Origin of the sequence: Amycolatopsis sp. NPDC049868 (genome assembly GCF_044461365.1) — a bacterium.
In the GTDB taxonomy this organism is placed as follows: domain Bacteria; phylum Actinomycetota; class Actinomycetes; order Mycobacteriales; family Pseudonocardiaceae; genus Amycolatopsis.
Genome location: NZ_JBITKV010000001.1, coordinates 492,675 through 510,926, shown reverse-complemented (window position 1 = coordinate 510,926; position 18,252 = coordinate 492,675). Strand labels below are relative to the sequence as shown.

The following is an 18,252-nucleotide window of genomic DNA, read 5'->3' as shown; positions in this document are numbered from 1 at the left end:
TCCCCCCCCCCCCCCCCCCGGCGGCGTGCTGACCCCCCCGGAACGCGCGTGAAGGCCCCCTTCCCTCGGCTCAGCCGAGGGAAGGGGGCCTTCACGCGCGATCCGTCAGGGCTTGTGCGCCTTCAGGATCAGCGAAACACCGCGCCGCGAGCGGGTCGGGAGGTAGCGCTCGGCCGTGACGATCGCGGTCAGGGCCCGGTTGACCAGCCAGGGCGTGTGCTCGTTGAGCTCGTTGCCGCGCGCCGAGCGCCGCCGTAGCGCCACCACCGGCCGCAGCAGGACGTTCCAGCTCCACAGTTCCTCGACGACGAAGCCGGCGTCCTCGATGACCTTCCGCAGCGAAGCCCGGTCGTACCGGCGCACATGGTGCACCGCGACGTCGTGCGCCGACCACAGGTCCATTCCGGACGGGACGCTGATCAGCGCGGAGCCGCCGGGCCGCAGCACCCGGAACAGCTCCGCCGCGGCCTGGTCGTCCTCCTGGATGTGTTCGAGGATCTCGAACGCCACCACCAGATCGAACGACGACGACGGCAGTGGCAGGTCACGGGCGTCGGCGTGGATCGCGTCGAGACCGCGTGAGCGCGCGATCTCGACGGCGTTCTCGTCGTAGTCCGTGGCGACGACGTCCCAGCCGCGCGAGCGCAGCACCCGCGTGTTGCCGCCGCCCGCCGCGCCGATGTCGAGCGCGCGGCCGGGCGGGCCGAGCCGGTTCAGTTCATCGGCGAGCATGTGCCGCTTCTCCCGGAACCACCAGTGGCGGTCTTCCATTTCGGTGATCCGGGTGACGTCCTCCGTCTTCACCGTCGCTCCTTCCGATGCGGGGCGAAGACCCAGCGGTCGAGGACCACGAACCGCAGCAACGTCATCAGCCCGTAGGCGACGATGAGCACGAACAGCTCGACGACCGGCCCCGAACCGGGGGCGATCAGATGGAGCCCGGTCACCGCCGACGTGGTCAGCAGATACGTGGTGGCGAACAGGATCGCGGCCCGGGTGTGCAGGCCGAGCCGGTGCCCGCCGCCGCGGTTGAACGTCCAGCGCCGGTTCGCCTCGGTGTTGGCCACCCCGACGAGCACCAGCGCGACCAGGTTCGCCCCCGCCGGCGTCAGCGGGACACGCAACGGGAGATACAGAAGCGTGTAGAGCACTGTCGAGATGACGCCGATCACCGCGAACCCGAGGAACTTCGCCAGGGTCGCGGCCCGCGGCTCGGCGAGTACGGCGTCCGGATGGGTGGCGCGCAACTGCGGGATCTCCGGCACGTTCACCCGTCCTTTCCCGGCGGCGATCGCCCGGCCCACGCGGACCAGGCCCTTCAAGTTCCCCATCGCGGTCTGGGTGACCTTGACCCGCGAATCGACGTCCTCGACCCAGTCCAGCGGCACCTCGTGCACCCGAAGGCCGTTGTGCTCGGCCAGCATCAGCATCTCGGTGTCGAAGAACCAGTGGTCGTCCTCGACCGCCTCCAGCAGCCCGGCCACCGCCTCGCGCCGGGCCGCCTTGAATCCGGCGGACGTGTCGGTGCTGCGCAGCCCGAACACATGCCGCGTGATCGCGTTGTAGGTACGGGAGACGATCTCGCGTTTGAGGCTGCGGCGGATCCGCGAGCCGCGGCCGAGCCGGGTCCCGATGGTGATCTCGCAGTGCCCGCTGACCAGCGGTGCGATCAGGGGGAGCAGACCCTCCAGGCCGGTCGAGAGATCGACGTCCATGTAGGCGACGATGTCGGCGGTACTCGACCCCCACGTCGCCTTGATGGCCGCGCCGCGGCCGCGGACCGGGATCCGCCGCGCGGAGATGCGCGGATTCTCCTCGGCCAGTTCGGTGGCGATCTCCCAGGTCCGGTCGGTACTGCCGTTGTCGGCGATGGTGATCGACCAGGGGAACGGGAAGCCGTCGCCGAGGTACGCGCTCAGCGTGGTGATGCAGCCCATCAGGGCGCGTTCCTCGTTGAGCACCGGGATGACGATCTCGACGGTCGCCGTCGTGCGGCTTCCCGGTGCGACGCGGGGTGCCGCGGTGAGTTCAGCCGTCATGGGGCATCACGCTCCCGGCTTGCAGTCGAACAGGGCGGAGGTGAAGCCCATCCACGGGTTGGCCGTGTAGGCGGGCGGCGGGATCCGGACGCAGTTGCGCACCACCCAGTCCTTACGGGCCAGCGCGGTCGGGCTGTCGTAGGCGAACCCGCCGAACAGGACGTACCGCAGCTGTCCACTGTGGACGGCGTCGGCGAGGCCGTCGGCGGTCGGCATCGGCATGGTGCCGACGAAGCCGCCCATCGGCATCACGGACAGGCCCGCCCGGATGTAGGGCGAGGCGCCGGTGCCACCGACCGTCGCCAGATCGAAGCGCTCGCCGCGTTTGTTGGCCTTGAGGAAGCCGAGAAGCTTCGGGTCGGCGTCGGACGGCATCATCTGGAACATGATCGGCGGGGGCAGCGGCATGGCCTGTCCGCCGGACGCGCCGGGCTTCGGGCCGCCGGCCATCAGCTTGGTCAGGTCGATACCGGTCGAGAGCGCGTTCGGGTTCGGTCCCGCGAGGGGGTTGAAGTTCTGGAACATCGCCGTGCGCGGATCCGTCGGCGGCTGGAAGGCGGGCGCCGCCCAGGCGGCAGGCCCGGCCAGCAGCGCGACCCCGGCCACGGCGCCGGTCACGACGGCGAACTTCCCGGTGCGGCGCACGAGGACCAGCACCGCGGCGGCGACGGCGGCGATCGCGACGACCGGCCGCAGCCACGGCACATAGTCGCTGGAGCGGCTCATCAGCACGAACGCCCAGGCGCCGGTGGCGAGCAGGCCGACCGGCAGCGCCCACGTGAACCGGCGATCCGTCCAGGCGAGGTGCAGGCCGGTGCCGGCGATCGCGGCGATGGCGGGCGCCAGGATGCTCGTGTAGTACGGGTGGATGCTCTGCGAAAAGCTGAGCGCGCCGGCGAAGAGGACGAGCCAGCCACCCCACAGCAGCCAGCCCGCGCGCGCCTTGTCGGTGCGCGGCGCGCGGCCCGCGGCGACCAGGCCGACGACGAGCAGCAGCACGGCCAGCGGCAGCAGCCACGAGATCTGGCCGCCGATCAGATCGTTGAACAGCCGGAAAACGCCGGTGTCGCCGCCCTGGTCGACCGGGGTGACCTTGCCGTCGGGCAGGACGGGCAGCTCGGCCGAATTCCCGGCCTTCGCGGCGTCCGCGCGGTCGAAGAGATTGTAGGACCACACCATCTGCCATACGGAGTTCGAGGTGCTGCCGTCCATGTACGGGCGGGAGCCCGCGGGGGGCAGCCCGACGATCAGCATCCAGATCGACGACACCGCGGCGGTGACCGCTCCGGCGCCGAGCAGATGCAGCACCCGCCGTCCCGGCGAGGTCGGCGCGGCGACGAGGTAGACGATCCCGAGCACCGGAAGAATGGCCAGTGCCATGGCGAGCTTGATGTGGAAGCCGACGCCGACGAGCGCGGCGGCGAGCAGCAGCCAGCGCGGGGACGCCTTCTCCAGCGCCCGCCAGAAGGCGTAGGTCGCGACGAGCAGCGTCAGGATCAGCGTCGAGTCGGGCAGGTTGACCCGGGTGCCCGCGATCGTGATCGGGGTCGCGGCGAGCAGGACCGCGGCCAGTGCCGCGGGCGCGTGCCCGGCCCAGCGGCGCACGAGCACGAACAGCACGTACACCGAGACGGCTCCGGCGATGACGCCGGGCAGCAGCAGCGCCCAGGTCTCGTAACCGAAGACACGTACGGAAAGCGCCTGCAGCCAGAGCGCGCCGGGTGCCTTGTCGACGCTCATGAACCCAGCGGGATCGTAGGCGCCGTAAAGGAAGTTGTGCCAGTTCGCGGACATACTGCGCACCGCGGCGGCGTACGCGTAGTGTGCGGCGTTCCCGCCGATACCCCACCCGTAGGCGACGCCGGCGACGAGCGCGCTGAGGACGGCGATGCGCTTGGCGGCCAGTGCCGACAGCCCCGTCTTGGTCTTCTTCTTCGGCGTCCGCGCGGACGGGGCGGCGCCCCGTGGCGGGGCGCTCGTGACCGGGGTGCCTAGGTCTTGGGACACGTTCTACTCCCTTCCCAGGAATAGGAGATGACGCGGCTCGCGGACGTGAGATACGCACCGCGAATTCGTGATCGTCTCAAAAGTGTCGCACCACGGTTTCTCACACGTCTTATTCCAGTCTGCGTGATTTCGGGACCTCAGCGAAGGCGTACGGGAAGGGCTTCGAGGCCGTGCATCACCATGCTGACGCGCCAGCGGAGACTTTCCGCGGGGACGGCCGCGCGCAGTTCCGGGAACCGGGTGAGCAGGGCGGAGAGTGCGATTCCGCCTTCGAGTCTGGCCATCGGCGCGCCGAGGCAATGGTGGATGCCGTGTCCGAAAGCGAGCTGCGGGTTGTCCGCGCGGTCGAGTGCCAGGGCGTCCGCGCCGGGGAAACGGGCGGGGTCGCGGTTGGCGGCCAGCAACGAAACGATGACCAGAGAACCGGCCGGGATCGTCACGCCGCCGAGTTCGACTTCCTCGTTGGCGTAACGCATCGCCGCGTGCACGGGGCTCTCGTAGCGCAGGAATTCCTCGACCGCGGCGGGCATCCCGTCCGGGTTCGCGCGCAACGCGGCGAGCTGCGCCGGGTTCTCCAGTAGCGCGAGGGTGGCGTTGCCGATGAGGTGGACGGTGGTCTCGTGCCCGGCGATGAGCAGGAGGAAGACCATCGACGTCAGCTCGTGCTCGGTGAGCCGATCGTCGCCGTCGTGCACCGTGACGAGCGCCGAAAGCAGGTCCGTGCCGGGGTTCGCGCGTTTCTCGGCGAGGAGTTTCCTGACATAGCGCAGCATTTCGGCGGCGGCCGCGTCGAGTTCGTCGACGGGCAGCGCGCTGGCGGTGAGGATCTCGGTCCAGCCGTGGAACGCGCCCGCCTCGTCCTCCGGCACGCCGAGCATCTCCGTGAGGATGCGGATCGGCAGCGGCAGGGCGAGCGCCTTGATCAGGTCGACCTCGTCGAAGTCGGCCACGGCGTCGAGGAGTTCGGCCGTGATGGCCTCGATTCTGGGTCGCAGCTGGGCGATCCGGCGCACGGTGAAGGCGGCGGACACCAGCTTTCTGAGCCGGGTGTGATCCGGCGGATCGAGGTTCAGCATGTGAGTGTTCATGCCGAGCCGGACGTCCTCGGACAGCCCGCGCCGGTCGCCGACGGCGCCGGTGCGCCCGCTCAGCCCGGGATGCGCGAGCGCCTGGCGGACCTCGGCGTAGCCGCTCACCAGCCAGCCGGCGGTGCCGGAGGAGAGAGTGATCCTGCGGACCGGGCCGCTTTCGCGCATCGCGGCGTAGGCGGCGTGCCTTTCTGGCGCGCCCCCGAACAGGAAATCGGAGCTGGAAGAGGTCACTGAATCAGGTTCCCGTGTGCGCCGTCGCGCCTTCTTCTCCTGGCTTGCCCGCCGCGTATGAATTACGCACGAAGCGCGCGAGTTTATTGCACCTTTTTTCTTACGGCCTACTCGAAAACTGCTTGAAGAAATGGTTGACGATCTACGTTCGATGATCGTAACGTTGTTACCAGGCCGCCGGGGGGTAACGGAACCCGCGCCTGGTGAAGTCAGAAAATCCCTAGCAATGAATCGGAGTGATTACTGTGTCCGCAAAGCTTGCCGCCAAGTTCGCCGGTTCCGCCATCGCCGCTCTCGGCCTCCTTGCCGTCGTCGCGCCGGGTGCCTCGGCCGCCGCGGCCGTGACGGTCACGCCGTCGTCGGGGCTCTCGGACGGTGCGGTGGTCCAGGTGACCGGAACCGGGCTGACGCCGGGCGTGACCTATCGCGTCGGCGAATGCGCCCAGGACGCGGCGGGGCAGTTCCCTTGCAGCCCTTCGCAACAGTCGCTGGTCGCTGACGCGACCGGGAAGATCTCGGCCTCGGTGACCGTGCAGAAGAACTTCACCGGCGTCCTGCCCGACGGCAGCAGCTACGGCCCGGTGGACTGCACGGCCATCTCCTGCGTCGTCGGTCTCGGTGACGCCGCCGGCAACGGCGGCGGCGTGATCATCAGCTTCAGCTGACGCACGACGGCGATGAAGGAATTGGGACGTCGCGTGTCCCAATTCCTTCATCGCCGAGTAAGACTACTTCAGGTGCCGCAATCGCGGAACTCGCGTGCTTCCAGCCGGATCTCGCGTGATTGGAGCCGGAACGCCTCCAATCACGCGAGTTCCGGCTCCAATCACGCGAAACACGCCAACGAGCACGGAACCTCAGAGTGTTTCCGCGAGCAGACCCCGTTTACGCAGCAGCGGCATGACACCTTCGCCGAACGTGTAAGCCTCTTCCAGATGCGGCTGAGCGGAAAGAATCAGGTGGTCGAGCCCGAGGGCGTGGTACTCCTCGATCCGTTCGGCCACTTCCTCGTGGCTGCCCACGAGCGCCGTGCCGACGCCGGGACGCACCAGGCCGTAGCCCGCCCAGACGTTGGGGTGGATCTCCAGTGAGTCGGTGCGGCCGGCGTGCAGCGCGGCCATCCGCCGCTGGCCCTCGGATTCGGTGGCGGCGAACCGTTCCTGCGCCTGCCGGATCCGGGCCGGGTCCATCCCGGCGAGCAGCTGGTCGGCCACCTTCCAGGCTTCGGCCGAGGTATCGCGGCTGATCACGTGGAATCGCGTGCCGAAGCGCAGCGAACGCCCCAGTGCTTCCGCGCGTTCCCGTGACCGGGCCAGGTGCGAGGCCATCGCCGACGGAGTTTCGCCCCACATCAGCAGCACGTCGGCCTGAGCGGCCGCGACCTCCAGCGCGGCCGACGAAGAACCGCCGAGGAACAGCGTCGGCCGCACCGGATGCGGCCGCGCGACCATCCCGGCTTTCAACGTGTAATGCGTGCCGGAGAAGTCGAATCGCGAACCCGGCCAGGCCTGCCGGAAGACGTCCATGAATTCGCCGGTGCGCGCGTACCGCTGGTCGTGGTCGAGCCAGTCGCCGTAGCGGCGCTGCTCGTCGGGGTCGCCGCCGGTCACGATGTTCAGCAGCAGCCGCGAATCGGAGACGCGCTGGAAGGTCGCCGCCGTCTGCGCGGCGAGCAGCGGCGAGATGAACCCCGGTCGCAGCGCGATCATGAACTTCACCGACCGGGTCGCCCCCACGAGCGCCGAGGCGACGACCCACGGGTCCTCGCAGAACAACCCGAACGGTGTGAGCATCCCGGTGAACCCGAAGCGGTCCGCGGCGAGCGCGACCTGGGTCAGGTATTCGAGGTCCGGTTCGCGGCGGGCGCCGGGGGCCGCGACGCCGTCGGCGGTCTTGGCGATCTCCCGCCCGTCGCCGTGCGACGGCAGGAACCAGTGCAGTTGCAGGCTCATGAGTGCTCTCCGAACAGTGAGTGCGCGATCGCTTCCAACGGGCCCGAGGCGAGTTCCGCCTCCAGCCACAGCGCGCGCCGGAACCAGCGGTGCAGCGGGAACTCCCAGGTGACGCCCATTCCGCCGCAGACCTGGATCGCCGTCTCGCAGACGGAGACCGCCGCGCGGCTCGCGGCGTGGGCGGCGCACGCGACCGCTTCCGTCGTGGGAGCGCCGGCGGCGCGATAGGCCAGCGAACGCGCGAGCTCGACCTCGGCGTAGCCGTCGGCGAGCTGCTGGCTCACCGCCTGGAACGACCCGATGGGGCGGTCGAACTGGGACCGTGTCTTCGCGTGGTCGACGGCGATCGCCAGCGCCCGGTCGGCGACGCCGATGGCCTCACCCGCGAGCAGGGTCGTCGCCCGGCTCCGGATCGCGGTGAGCAACGGCGCGGCGGAAGGCGGCCCGGCCAGCAGCCGGGCCTCGGCACCGGCGAGCGCGATGTCCGACGTCGCCCGGAGCGGGTCCACGCCGGAGCGCACGGACAGCGAAGCGGCGGCCGGGTCGACGCCGAACAGTGCCACCCCGGCCGGAGTGCGAGCCGCGACCACGATCTCCGTGGCGACGTCGGCGTGCAGGACGGCCTGCACGGCGCCGTCCAGCCGCCAGCCGTCGTCGCGGCGGGTCGCGCGGCAGACGCCGGAGCCGTCGGCGAGCGTCGCCGGGCCGGGTGGTTCGACGCCCGCGGCGTGGTACACCGGCAGGGCGAGCCCGGCCGTGGCGAACCAGGGCACCGGATGCAGGGCACGTCCGCCTTCCTCGGCCAGCAGGACGAGTTCGGCCAGGCCGAGGTCCGGATCCAGCCAACCTTGCCGGACCAGCTCCGGCCAGGCAGCGAGATCCTGTCCACCGTCGTCGGCGAGCGTCCCGATCCGCTCGAAGCCGTACGTGTCCTCAAGGTAGGTGCGGGCAGCGGCCTTGAGCCCGGCTTGATCCTCGGTCAACGCGAAGTCCATCGATGGCCCCCTAACGTGATTTCGGCAGGCCCAGGACCCGCTCCGCGACGATGCCGCGAAGGATCTCCGAAGTCCCGCCCTCGATGCTGTTGGCCCGGCTGCGCAACCGCTGGTGCTGCCAGTAGCCGCCCCAGAAGGCGTCGGCCCCGTCGGCCGCCGCGCCCGCGCCGAGCAGCCGCAGCGCGAGCGCGCTCACCCGCTGATTCGCCTGCGACCAGCGCAGTTTCAGGATCGAGCTCTCCGGCCCCGGCTCGCCGGTCCGTTCCATCGCGGCCAGCGCGCGGTAGCCGGTGAACCGCAGGCCCTGCAGGTCGACGTACAGTTCGGCGATCTCGGCACGGACCCGGGGATCGGTGTCGCTTCCGCCTGCTTTGGCGGTCTTGACCAGCCTGTCGAGCTGCACGGACAGCCGCGCGGTGAGGGTGATGCCGAACGTGCCGCGTTCGTGCGCGAGGGTGGTCAACGCGACCCGCCAGCCCTGGCCGGGCTCGCCGAGTACACAGCGGTCGGGGATTTCGACGCCGCTCAGCAGGATCTGGTTGAAGTCGGTGTCGCCGGACAGCTGACGCAGCGGCCGCACTTCGACGCCGGGCGCGCGCATGTCGAGCAGGAAACAGGTCAGGCCGCGGTGTTTGGCCGCGTCCGCATCGGTGCGGGCGAGCAGCAGGCAATGGTCGGCCAGATGCGCGTAAGAAGACCAGACCTTTTCGCCGTCGACGACGTAGCCGCCGTCGACGCGGCGGGCCCGGGTGCGCACCGAGGCGAGGTCCGAGCCGGCGTCCGGTTCGGAGAAGCCCTGGCAGAAGATCGTTTCCCCGGAAAGGATCCGAGGCAGGTGCTCGGCCTTCTGCGCGTCCGTTCCATAGTGGACGATCGCGGGGCCGACCATGCCGAGCCCGATCACCCCGGCGTGGTCCGGCGCTTCGGCCAGCGCGCTCTCCTCGGCGTAGATCGCTTGGTACGACGGGGAAAGGCCGCGTCCGCCGTGTTCGGCGGGCCAGGTCAGACCGGCGTATCCGGCCGCGTGCAACGCCTTGCTCCAGGCGCGCAGTTCGTCGGCGGACCACGCGCGAGGGGCGCTCGGCGTGGCTTCGGGTAACTGTTCGGCGAGCCAGGCTTTCAGGCCCGCCCGGAATGCCGCTTGATCTTCGCTGTCGTCCAGCCGCATGTAGGCACCATAGCCAGCGCCGATGATCGTGAGGGGGTGCGCGAACCATTCCCGCAACTACGGAGAACCCCCGGTCGGCACCGCAATCCGAGAGACGTTCCCCCGTCGTGGGCCGCACCACGATGGTGGAGCCGGGCGCCGCGTCCGGTGGAGAGGCAGGTACCCGCGTGGCCGCGCTGAACGACCGGACCCCGGTCATCGTCTCCGCCGTCCGCACCCCGCTCGGCAAACGCGGTGGGGTGCTCGCCGGGCTCAAGGCCGTCGAGCTGATGCGGCATGTCCAGCTGGAGGTGATCGCCCGCGCCGGTATCGAACCCGGCGACGTCGAGCAGATCATCGGCGGCTGTGTGACGCAGTCCGGCGAGCAGAGCCTCAACGTCACTCGTAACGCCTGGCTCAACTCCGGCCACGACCCGGCCGTCGGTTGCTCCACAGTGGACGTTTCCTGTGGCTCGGCCCAGCAGGCCAACCACCTGATCTCCGCGCTGATCGCCGCGGACGCCATCGACACCGGGATCGCCTGCGGCGTCGAGTCGATGAGCCGGGTGCCGATCGGGACGAACCTCTACCAGGGGCCCGGGCACTACAAGACTTCCGACTACCCGTGGGAAGACCCGCCGAAGGCACAGTTCGGCGGTGCCGAGCGGATCGCCGCGCGGGAGGGCATCGGGCGCGCGGACGCCGACGACTACGGCCTCCTTTCCCAGCAGCGGGCGGCGCGGGCATGGGAAGAAGGCCGGTTCGATCGCGAGGTCTCCCCGGTCGGTTCGGTCACCCGCGACGAAGGCGTCCGCGACACCACGCTCGAAGGGCTCGCCGCGTTGCGCCCCAACGTCGAGGGCGCGGTGCACACCGCCGGGTCGACTTCGCAGATCTCCGACGGCGCCGCCGCCATCCTCTGGATGTCGTACGGGAAGGCCCGCGCACTGGGCCTGACCCCGCGGGCGCGGCTGGTCGGGCAAGTCGTCACCGGCGCGGATCCGTACTACCTGCTCGACGGGCCCGTGGTGGCGACCGAACGGGTCCTGCGCAAGACCGGACGACGACTGTCCGATGTGGACATCTGTGAGGTGAACGAGGCCTTCGCCGGGGTGGTGCTGAACTGGGCCAAGGCGCACGGCGCGGATATCGACCGCGTCAACGTCAACGGCGGCGCCATCGCGCTCGGCCACCCCCTCGGCGCGACCGGGACCCGGCTCCTGGTGACGGCGCTGCACGAACTCGAGCGCACCGGCACTTCGACCGCGCTGATCACCATGTGCTGCGGCGGTTCGCTCGGCACCGCCTCACTGCTGGAAAGGCTTTGACCATGCGCGAAGAAGACTTCTTCCGCCGGGCACGGGCCGGTTCGGTGGGCCCGCTGGAAGGCGTACGCGTCCTGGACGTGACCAAGGTCTGGTCCGGCCCGCTCGCCACCTGTGTCATGGCGGACATGGGGGCCGACGTCGTCCGCGTCGAGCTCGCCGACGGCCACGACGGGGAGGTGCCGCCGAACATCCCCGGCACCGGCCTGTCGTGGTTCCGGGAAACCGTGCACCGCAACAAACGCAGTGCCGGGCTGGATCTGCGCGACGAGGCCGGCCGTGCCCGGTTCCTCGAACTGGTGGCGCACGCGGACATCGTGGTCGAGAACTACAAGCCCGGCACGCTCGACGGCTGGGGTGCCGGATACGAGGCCTGCCGCGCGGTGCGCGAGGACATCGTGTTCGTGTCGGTGTCGGGCTTCGGGCAGTACGGCCCGAAATCGCATCTGCCCGCCTACGATCCCGCGATCCAGGCCGCGGCGGGCTGGATGTCGCTCAACGGCCTGCCGGAAGGCCCGCCGGTGCGCGCGCCGACGTTCCTCGCCGACGAACTGGCCGGCCTGCACGCGGCGATCGGCGGCCTCGCCGCGCTGGCGCACCGGAACCGGACCGGCGAAGGGCAGCACGTCGATGTGTCCATGGTGGACTGTCTGCTCGCCAGCAGCAGCGGTTTGCCGACCCTCGCCGCGACCGGCGCACCGCCGCAGCGGCTCGGCAACGAAACGGATTTCGTCGTCCCGGCCAACGTCTACGCGTGCGCCGACGGCCATTTGTACCTCGCCGTCGCGATCAACCGGCATTGGCGCACGCTCGCCGAGATCATCGGCAGACCGGAACTCGGCCGTGCCGAGGGATTCGGCACGGCACCCGAACGGCTGGCCAACCGGGACGCGGTCAACGCGATCGTCGCGGGCTGGTGCGCGGGGCGTCCGCTGGCCGAGGCGCTCGAAGTGCTGAACGGTCGCGGCCTCGTCGCCGCGCCGGTACGCACGCTCACCGAAGCCGTCGCCGACGAACACGTCAAGGCGCGGGCGATGTTGCAGGAAACGGTGCTGAGCAACGGATCCGTCGCGCCGATCGTCGGGCCGGCGGTGAAGTTCTCCCGTACTCCGACGAAGGTCCGCCGCGGCGCGCCGCGGCCGGGCGCGGATACCGAAGAAGTGCTTTCGGAGCTCGCGGCAAACGATGAGAAGAACAGTTTGCGCCGCGCTTCATAAAATGAAAACAAAGTGTGCTGGAAAACGAGGAGGCGTCGTGGCGGAGCACCACCGGGCCCTGATCACCGGGGCTTCACGAGGGATCGGCCGGGCCGTGGCGCTGCGGCTGGCCCAGGAGGGCTACGCCGTCGCCGGCTGTTTCTCGAAAGCGAGCGCGGCGTCGGCGGAAACCGAAGAGGACATCGCCGCGATCGGTGTTCCCTCCTATTTCGCGGAATGCGATGTCACCGATTCCGAAGCCGTCGAGCGATTCGTGAAGGACGCCGAGGAGAAGCTCGGCACGATCGATCTGCTGGTCAACAACGCCGGTATCACCAGGGACAGCCCGCTGGTGCTCGCCAGCGCCGAGGACTGGCACGCGGTGCTCGACACGAACCTCACCGGCACCTGGAACTTCTGCCGTGCCATGGCCTTCCGGTTCATGAAGAACCGCGGCGGCGTCGTGGTCAACATGTCCTCGGTCGCCGGTGTCTACGGCCACGCGGGCCAGACCGCCTACTCCGCCAGCAAGGCCGGGATCATCGGCTTCAGCAAGTCGCTGGCCAAGGAGGTCGCCGGGCACGGCGTCCGGGTCAACGTCGTCGCGCCCGGCTTCATCGAGACCGACATGACCGGCGCCCTCGGCGACAAGCAGCGTGCCAAGGCACTGACCCAGATCCCGGCCAAGCGGTTCGGCACCGGGGAGGACGTCGCCGAACTGGTCGCGTTCCTGGTCTCCGACCGCGCCTCCTACATCACCGGACAGGTGCTGCAGGTCGACGGGGGGATCACGCTGTGACCGGGCTTCCCGACTTCGCCGCGCCGCTGCGGGCGGTCGACCTGCTGGACGTCCGTGCGTGCGGGGACGACCTCGAACTGGTCGCCCAGATCACCGTGGACGGCAAGGAACCCAACCTGCGCGGGCATTTCCCCGGCCAGGCGGTGTATCCCGGCATCTTCGTCATCGAGACGCTGGAACAGGCGATGCGCGAGGCCGCGAACGCCCGGCTGCGCACCGTCCGGTCCGTCCGCTTCCTCGCCCCGGTGCTCGACGGCGACCGCATGGTCCTCACGGCCACCGCGAAGCGCACCCAGGAGGGCTGGGACGTCACGGGGAAGGCCGCCCTCGGCGAGACGACGACGGCCAAAGTCCGCGCGACCTTCGAGGAGGAGGTCGAATGACCGAGCACCACGACATCCGGGTCCTGCTCCCGCAACGGTATCCGCTGCTGCTGGTGGACCGCGTGCTGGAGCTGGTCCCCGGCGAATCGATCGTGACGATCAAGGCGGTCACCGGCACCGAGCCGTGCTATGCGGGGATTCCCGACGGCGCGCCGGCGAACCGGTACGACTACCCGAAGTCGCTGATGATCGAGTCGTTCGGGCAGAGCGCCGCGTTGCTCTGGCTCGACGGCCGCGCGCCGGTCGAGGACGACGACACGACGTTGATGTTCATCGGTGCCCGTGACTATCGCTTCACGGGTGCCGCCCGCCCTGGTGACGTGCTCCGCCACGAGGTCCGGCTGGAGTCGGTGCTGGCCGACACGGCCTTCGCCACCGGCCGGACCTGGGCCGGGGATCGCCTGATCGCCACCGTCACCACCCTGACCGCGACGCGGCGCCCTGTGCGGCCCGCGGCGTGAGAACCGCACGGGACAACGAAACCGGAGGATCGTCATGACGCAGACCGACACCCAGCTCGAGGAGCTCCGCGAGCTGGTCGCCGAGGTGCTGGAGCTCGAGCCCGAGGAACTCGAGGACAACGGGGACTTCATCGACGACTACGAGGCCGACTCCCTGCGCGCCATCGAGATCCTCGCCCGGATCGACAAGCAGTACAAGATCGAGATCCCGCAGGCCGAGCTGCCCGAGCTGCGCACGCTCAAGGCGGTCAACGACGCCCTGATCCGGCACTCCGTCAAGAAGGGATGAACCGTGGCCCGCGTTGTCGTGACCGGGGTCGGCCCGGTGTCGAGCATCGGGATCGGGATCGCCGCGTTCGCCGAGGCGCTCCGCACCGGCCGATCCGGGATCTCGCCCATCACCAGCTTCGACCCGGCCGGGTTCCCGCACCGGAACGCGGGCGAGGTCCAGACCTTCGATCCGGGTGACCGGCTCCGCCGGGTCGACCCGGCGCGCTGGGGCCGGTCCAGCCAGTTCGCGGCCAGTGCCGCACAGCTGGCGGTGGCCGACGCCCGGCTCGACCTGACGTCGGTGACGCCGGGGCGTGCCCACGCGATCATGGGCACCACCAGTGGTGAGTCCGCGGTCGCGGAGGCGCTCACCGAACAGATCATCGACGGCGGATTCGCCGCGCAGGACCCGGCCCTGCTGACGCAGCTGCCCGCCAACCGGCTGGCGAACGCGGTCAGCGAGGAGCTGGAGCTCTCCGGGGAGTCGCTGACCATCGCGACCGCCTGCTCGGCGAGCAACTACGCGATCGGCTACGCCTACGACCTGCTGGCAGGCGGCGAGGCCGATGTCGTCTTCGCCGGCGGCGCCGATTCGGTGTGCCGCTGGGCGCACGCCGGGTTCTACCGGCTCGGCGCGCTGGCGAAGGACGCCTGCACCCCCTTCGACAAGGACCGCGCGGGCATCCTCACCGGTGAGGGTGGCGCGGTGCTCGCGCTGGAGACCTTGGAGCACGCGACGAAGCGGGGCGCCACGATCTACGCGGAACTGCTCGGGTACGGCGTCAACTGCGACGCCATCCACCCGGTCACGCCGGACGCGCCGACGGTCGCGGAGTGCATGCGCATCGCGCACCGCAACTCCGGTATCTCACCGTCCGATGTGGACTACATCTGCGCGCACGGCACCGGTACGCAGGTGAACGATCTGGTCGAGAGCAAGGCCGTGATCGAGGTCTTCGGCGAGCGCCCGCCGCCGATCAGCTCGATCAAGTCGATGCTCGGCCACACCATGGGCGCGGCCTGCGGGTTCGGGGCGATCGCCTCGACCATCGCGATCGACCGCGGATTCCTGCCGCCCACGGTCAACTGGACCACCGAGGACCCGGAGCTGGGCGTCGATCCGGTGCCGAACGCGGCCCGCCCGGCGAACGTGCGGGTGGTCCAGAACGACGGTTTCGCCTTCGGTGGCAACAACGCCATCGTGATGTTGGGAGCGCCAGAATGAGCGGTGTGGTGGTGACCGGCTGGAGCGCGCTGACCTCCGCGGGCGTCGGCGTGGACGCGCTGGCGAAGCGGCTCGAACTGGCCGAGGCCGGTCAGGTCGAGAAGGGCCAGGAGATCGGCGATCTCTACGAGGAGCCGTTACCCGCGGCGAATGGGCACTTCCTGCCGAGCTTCAGCCCGCGGGAACATCTGGGCCGTAAGGGAACCAGCACCTACGACCGCGCCACCGGGCTCGCCGTGGTGTGCTGCCAGGAGGCGCTGCGCGAGGCGGGGGTCGCCCTCGACGACGAGGTCCGGCCGCGGATCGGCGTGGTGCTCGGTACTTCGCTGGGCAGTTTCAAGTCCACCAGCGACTACACCCGCGAGACCCTCGTGCAGGAGAAGCCGTACCTGGTCAACCCGATGCTGTTCCCGAACACGGTGATGAACTGCGCCGCCGGCCAGGTCGCCATCCGGTTCGGTCTGCGCGGGGTGAACACCACCATCGCGGGCGGCACGCTCGGTTTCCTCAACGCCCTGCGCTACGCCGGAAACGCCATCGAGCGCGGCCATGTCGACGTCGTGGTCGCCGGTGCGGTGGAGGAGTTCACGCCGCACCGCGCGTGGTCGACGCATCTGACCGGGGCGACCGAGGTCGTCGCCGCCGGTGAGGCGGCGGGGATGTTCGTGCTGGCCAAGGAGGACACGCCGGAGTGGGCGGGCACGCGGCAGCGCGCCGGTGTCCTCGCGGTCGCCACGGCGTTCGGACCGGGCGGCGGTGAAGCCGCCGAGACCGCGCTCGCCGGATGTGTGCACCGGGTGCTGGCGAAGGCGGGTGCCGACCCGTCTGAAGTGTCCACTGTGTACACGGGCGAGGCCGGCGACGGCGATCGCCGCGAATACGGCCCGATCGTCCGCGCGCTCGGCCACAGTCCGGAACGGGTCATGGTCAAGCGGCTGTTCGGCGAATGCGACGCGGCCTCCGGAGCGGTGGCGCTGGGTGCCCTGCTCGCCGAAGACCGCGATGCCCGGCCTGGCGGGCTGTGCCTGCTCACCGCGCGGGGCGCGGACGGTGCCGTGGGCGCCGCCATCGTGAGGAGGTACGCCGATGGCGGTCCTGATCGCGGGTAGCGCGGTGCGCACCTGCCTCGGTTCGGGAGCGGAGACGTTCGAGGGCCTGCTTCGCGGCGCCTGCGGCGTCTCACCGCTTCGGTACGGCGACCCGGAAAAGCTGAACGTCGCCTATGGCTACCACGCCGACCTGACCGATGAGCCGTTCCGCGCGGGACGGCTCCTTGCCGAATGCCTGAAGGAAGCCGTCGCGCAGTCCGGTGTGGACACCGTCACCCAGCGGACCGCCGTCCTCGTCGGCACGGGTCTTCGTGAGCTGTCCGCGGTGGAACGGCTGGCGCTCACCGGCGAGACCGTGCCCGCCGATCGGCTGGACTTCGCCGACGTCGTGGCCGGAGCACTGCCCGGCGTAACGGACGTGACCACGGTCGTCAACGCGTGCAGCGCCGGTGGCCACGTGCTGGCGCTCGCGCAGGATCTGCTGGAACTGGGCGAATGCGACGCCGTCGTGGTCGCCGCCGCCGACGCGATGACGCGGTCGATGCTCGCCATGGTCGGCCGGGTCGCCGAGGAACCGACCGGGCGGGTGCGCCCGTTCGACCGCGACCGCACCGGCGTGCTCCTCGGCGAGGGCGCGGCGGTGCTCGTCGTCGTGCCCGAGACCTGGGACGGCCCGGCGCTCGGCAAGGTCACCGCGACCGGCCTCTCCTGCGACGCTTACCACGCCACGGCGCCGGACATCGAGGGCATCGCCCGCGCGATGTCCGACGCCTACACGCGTGCGGACCGGATACCGTCCGATGTGGACGTGGTGGTGGCGCACGCGACCGGCACCACGCTCAACGACCCGGTCGAATGCGACGCCCTGCGCAAGGTCGTCCTCGGTGGCGGCGGAAACCCGCTCGTCACCGCGGTCAAGGGCGCCACGGGACACACCTCCGGCAGCGCCGCACTGGTCAATGTGGACGTCGCTCTGCGGATCTTCGCCTCGGGCGAGGTCCCGGCGGTCACCGGCCTTTCCGAACCTCTCGACGAGGCCACCGGGCTGCGCCTGGTCATCGGCGAAGCGGTCGCCGCCCGGCCGGAACTGGTGCAGGTCAACGCGTTCGGCTTCGGCGGGGTCAACGCCGTCACACTGCTGGAGCGGGCATGACCGGCCGCGCGAGGGAGACCCGCCTGCTCCTCACGGGCTGGAGCCTGCACCTGCCGGGGATCGCGGAGTTCGACGGCGCGCCGCCGGAGAAGGCCGCCACCGTCCTCGGGCGGAAAGGCCTGCTGTACAAGGAACCCTCGACCCGGCTGGCGCTGTGCGCGGTCCACCGCGCGCTCGGGTACGAACCGGGACAGCGCGCCACCGGGCCGATCGAGACCGGCACCGCGGTGGTCGCGTGCAGCAACCTCGGCAATGTCGAGACGGTCGCGAAGGTCACGCGCGCGGTGGAGGCGGAAGGCGGCCGGGCGGTGAGCGTGCTCGACGCGCCCAACGTTTCGCCGAACGTCGTGGCCAGCACGGTCGCGCTGTGGTTCGGCTTCGGCGGCCCCAACCTGATGCTGTGCTCCGGCGGCACGGCGGGGCACGCCGGTCTGCGGATGGCGAGCGTGCTGCTGCGCTCCGGCCGCGCCACGCGGGTGGTGCTCGTCGGGGCCGAGCCCGACGACGAGATCGCCTCGATCCTGCACGACGGACCGCTGCGCGCGGGGAGCGCGTGCGCGATCCTCGAGCCCTGGCGCGAGAACGCCGGGAACGTCGCAGTGGACATCGGCCCGGGCGAGGCCATGCCGCCCCGGCGCACGGTCGGCCCCGGTGGCTTCGACGTCAAGGAACGGTGGGGCGACTTCTACGGCGCGCACGGGGTCGTGGAGCTCGCGCTCGCCGCCCACCTCGCCGTCACGGAAGGCGAAGGCCCCGTGGGCATCGGCCCGCGGCGTCCGGACGGCGGGCCGTCGGTTTCGGTCGCCGTCACCGAGCCTGTTGGCGGAGCTGAGATGGACTCGCGAACAGGACCGAGCGCGTGAACCCGCCCCGGCCGAAGGCCCCGCTATCGCGGTGGCAGGACGCCCTGGCCGCCGTCGTGACGTGGA

Annotated in this window: 18 protein-coding genes; 11 read left to right on the top strand and 7 right to left on the bottom strand. The window is 70.5% G+C overall.

Annotated elements, in window-relative coordinates:
- Positions 1-105 precede the first annotated feature (105 nt).
- The 4 genes from ACIBTM_RS02610 to ACIBTM_RS02595 all read right to left on the bottom strand — a co-directional run bounded on the left by ACIBTM_RS02610 (position 106) and on the right by ACIBTM_RS02595 (position 5,368).
- Positions 106-804 (bottom strand): class I SAM-dependent methyltransferase, encoded by a 699-nt coding sequence (locus tag ACIBTM_RS02610; RefSeq protein WP_395874828.1) that lies wholly within the window; start codon positions 802-804, stop codon positions 106-108.
- The gene (locus tag ACIBTM_RS02605; RefSeq protein WP_395874827.1) at positions 801-2,039 is read right to left on the bottom strand and encodes a glycosyltransferase; all 1,239 of its coding nucleotides are present in this window, start codon (positions 2,037-2,039) and stop codon (positions 801-803) included. The genes ACIBTM_RS02610 and ACIBTM_RS02605 overlap by 4 nt, the downstream gene beginning before the upstream one ends.
- A gap of 6 nt (positions 2,040-2,045) precedes the next feature.
- The gene (locus tag ACIBTM_RS02600) at positions 2,046-4,046 is read right to left on the bottom strand and encodes an ArnT family glycosyltransferase (protein ID WP_395874826.1); all 2,001 of its coding nucleotides are present in this window, start codon (positions 4,044-4,046) and stop codon (positions 2,046-2,048) included.
- Positions 4,047-4,183: 137 nt separating this feature from the next.
- Entirely contained in the window at positions 4,184-5,368 is a 1,185-nt protein-coding gene (locus ACIBTM_RS02595) for a cytochrome P450 (RefSeq protein WP_395874825.1), read from the bottom strand.
- A 245-nt stretch (positions 5,369-5,613) separates the two neighbouring features.
- On the opposite strand from ACIBTM_RS02595, the gene ACIBTM_RS02590 reads away from it, so the two are divergent.
- Entirely contained in the window at positions 5,614-6,033 is a 420-nt protein-coding gene (locus ACIBTM_RS02590) for an enediyne antibiotic chromoprotein (RefSeq protein ID WP_395874824.1), read from the top strand.
- Positions 6,034-6,225: 192 nt separating this feature from the next.
- Here the strand turns inward: ACIBTM_RS02590 and ACIBTM_RS02585 are convergent, their stop codons facing one another.
- The 3 genes from ACIBTM_RS02585 to ACIBTM_RS02575 are packed head-to-tail and all read right to left on the bottom strand — an operon-like array spanning position 6,226 to position 9,483.
- Entirely contained in the window at positions 6,226-7,320 is a 1,095-nt protein-coding gene (locus ACIBTM_RS02585; protein WP_016336904.1) for an LLM class flavin-dependent oxidoreductase, read from the bottom strand.
- Complete coding sequence (locus ACIBTM_RS02580; protein WP_395874823.1) at positions 7,317-8,315, bottom strand: acyl-CoA dehydrogenase family protein; 999 nt, start codon at positions 8,313-8,315, stop codon at positions 7,317-7,319. Before ACIBTM_RS02580 ends, ACIBTM_RS02585 begins: the two co-directional genes overlap by 4 nt.
- Positions 8,316-8,325: 10 nt before the next feature.
- Entirely contained in the window at positions 8,326-9,483 is a 1,158-nt protein-coding gene (locus ACIBTM_RS02575; RefSeq protein WP_395874822.1) for an acyl-CoA dehydrogenase family protein, read from the bottom strand.
- A gap of 167 nt (positions 9,484-9,650) precedes the next feature.
- On the opposite strand from ACIBTM_RS02575, the gene ACIBTM_RS02570 reads away from it, so the two are divergent.
- The 10 genes from ACIBTM_RS02570 to ACIBTM_RS02525 are packed head-to-tail and all read left to right on the top strand — an operon-like array spanning position 9,651 to position 18,186.
- Positions 9,651-10,790, top strand: a complete 1,140-nt coding sequence (locus ACIBTM_RS02570; RefSeq protein ID WP_395875774.1) for a steroid 3-ketoacyl-CoA thiolase — start codon at positions 9,651-9,653, stop codon at positions 10,788-10,790.
- A gap of 2 nt (positions 10,791-10,792) precedes the next feature.
- On the top strand, positions 10,793-12,004 hold the full coding sequence (locus ACIBTM_RS02565) for a CaiB/BaiF CoA transferase family protein (RefSeq protein ID WP_395874821.1): 1,212 nt from the start codon (positions 10,793-10,795) through the stop codon (positions 12,002-12,004).
- Positions 12,005-12,041: 37 nt separating this feature from the next.
- Positions 12,042-12,782: a 3-oxoacyl-[acyl-carrier-protein] reductase gene (gene fabG, locus ACIBTM_RS02560; RefSeq protein WP_395874820.1), complete on the top strand. Its 741-nt coding sequence runs from the start codon at positions 12,042-12,044 to the stop codon at positions 12,780-12,782.
- Complete coding sequence (locus ACIBTM_RS02555; RefSeq protein ID WP_395874819.1) at positions 12,779-13,165, top strand: 3-hydroxyacyl-ACP dehydratase; 387 nt, start codon at positions 12,779-12,781, stop codon at positions 13,163-13,165. Before fabG ends, ACIBTM_RS02555 begins: the two co-directional genes overlap by 4 nt.
- Complete coding sequence (locus ACIBTM_RS02550) at positions 13,162-13,626, top strand: 3-hydroxyacyl-ACP dehydratase FabZ family protein (RefSeq protein ID WP_395874818.1); 465 nt, start codon at positions 13,162-13,164, stop codon at positions 13,624-13,626. The genes ACIBTM_RS02555 and ACIBTM_RS02550 overlap by 4 nt, the downstream gene beginning before the upstream one ends.
- Positions 13,627-13,660: 34 nt before the next feature.
- Positions 13,661-13,915, top strand: a complete 255-nt coding sequence (locus tag ACIBTM_RS02545) for an acyl carrier protein (RefSeq protein WP_005155526.1) — start codon at positions 13,661-13,663, stop codon at positions 13,913-13,915.
- Between the two features lie 3 nt (positions 13,916-13,918).
- Positions 13,919-15,121, top strand: coding sequence for a beta-ketoacyl-[acyl-carrier-protein] synthase family protein (locus ACIBTM_RS02540; RefSeq protein ID WP_395874817.1), 1,203 nt, complete (start codon positions 13,919-13,921; stop codon positions 15,119-15,121).
- Complete coding sequence (locus ACIBTM_RS02535; protein WP_395874815.1) at positions 15,118-16,230, top strand: beta-ketoacyl synthase N-terminal-like domain-containing protein; 1,113 nt, start codon at positions 15,118-15,120, stop codon at positions 16,228-16,230. The genes ACIBTM_RS02540 and ACIBTM_RS02535 overlap by 4 nt, the downstream gene beginning before the upstream one ends.
- Positions 16,208-17,323 (top strand): beta-ketoacyl synthase N-terminal-like domain-containing protein, encoded by a 1,116-nt coding sequence (locus tag ACIBTM_RS02530; RefSeq protein ID WP_395874813.1) that lies wholly within the window; start codon positions 16,208-16,210, stop codon positions 17,321-17,323. Before ACIBTM_RS02535 ends, ACIBTM_RS02530 begins: the two co-directional genes overlap by 23 nt.
- Positions 17,320-18,186 carry a beta-ketoacyl synthase N-terminal-like domain-containing protein gene (locus ACIBTM_RS02525; protein WP_395874811.1) on the top strand — a complete coding sequence of 289 codons (867 nt, stop codon included), beginning with the start codon at positions 17,320-17,322 and terminating at the stop codon, positions 18,184-18,186. The genes ACIBTM_RS02530 and ACIBTM_RS02525 overlap by 4 nt, the downstream gene beginning before the upstream one ends.
- Positions 18,187-18,252: the final 66 nt, after the last annotated feature.

What these genes read in the sequence shown, in the direction of transcription:
- ACIBTM_RS02535 (WP_395874815.1), top strand. Translation starts at nt 15,118, where the DNA reads ATGAGCGGTGTGGTGGTGACCGGCTGGAGCGCGCTGACCTCCGCGGGC.
- ACIBTM_RS02525 (WP_395874811.1), top strand. Translation starts at nt 17,320, where the DNA reads ATGACCGGCCGCGCGAGGGAGACCCGCCTGCTCCTCACGGGCTGGAGC.
- ACIBTM_RS02605 (WP_395874827.1), bottom strand. Translation starts at nt 2,039, where the DNA reads ATGACGGCTGAACTCACCGCGGCACCCCGCGTCGCACCGGGAAGCCGC.
- ACIBTM_RS02565 (WP_395874821.1), top strand. Translation starts at nt 10,793, where the DNA reads ATGCGCGAAGAAGACTTCTTCCGCCGGGCACGGGCCGGTTCGGTGGGC.
- ACIBTM_RS02575 (WP_395874822.1), bottom strand. Translation starts at nt 9,483, where the DNA reads ATGCGGCTGGACGACAGCGAAGATCAAGCGGCATTCCGGGCGGGCCTG.
- ACIBTM_RS02545 (WP_005155526.1), top strand. Translation starts at nt 13,661, where the DNA reads ATGACGCAGACCGACACCCAGCTCGAGGAGCTCCGCGAGCTGGTCGCC.
- ACIBTM_RS02530 (WP_395874813.1), top strand. Translation starts at nt 16,208, where the DNA reads ATGGCGGTCCTGATCGCGGGTAGCGCGGTGCGCACCTGCCTCGGTTCG.
- ACIBTM_RS02580 (WP_395874823.1), bottom strand. Translation starts at nt 8,315, where the DNA reads ATGGACTTCGCGTTGACCGAGGATCAAGCCGGGCTCAAGGCCGCTGCC.
- ACIBTM_RS02550 (WP_395874818.1), top strand. Translation starts at nt 13,162, where the DNA reads ATGACCGAGCACCACGACATCCGGGTCCTGCTCCCGCAACGGTATCCG.
- ACIBTM_RS02585 (WP_016336904.1), bottom strand. Translation starts at nt 7,320, where the DNA reads ATGAGCCTGCAACTGCACTGGTTCCTGCCGTCGCACGGCGACGGGCGG.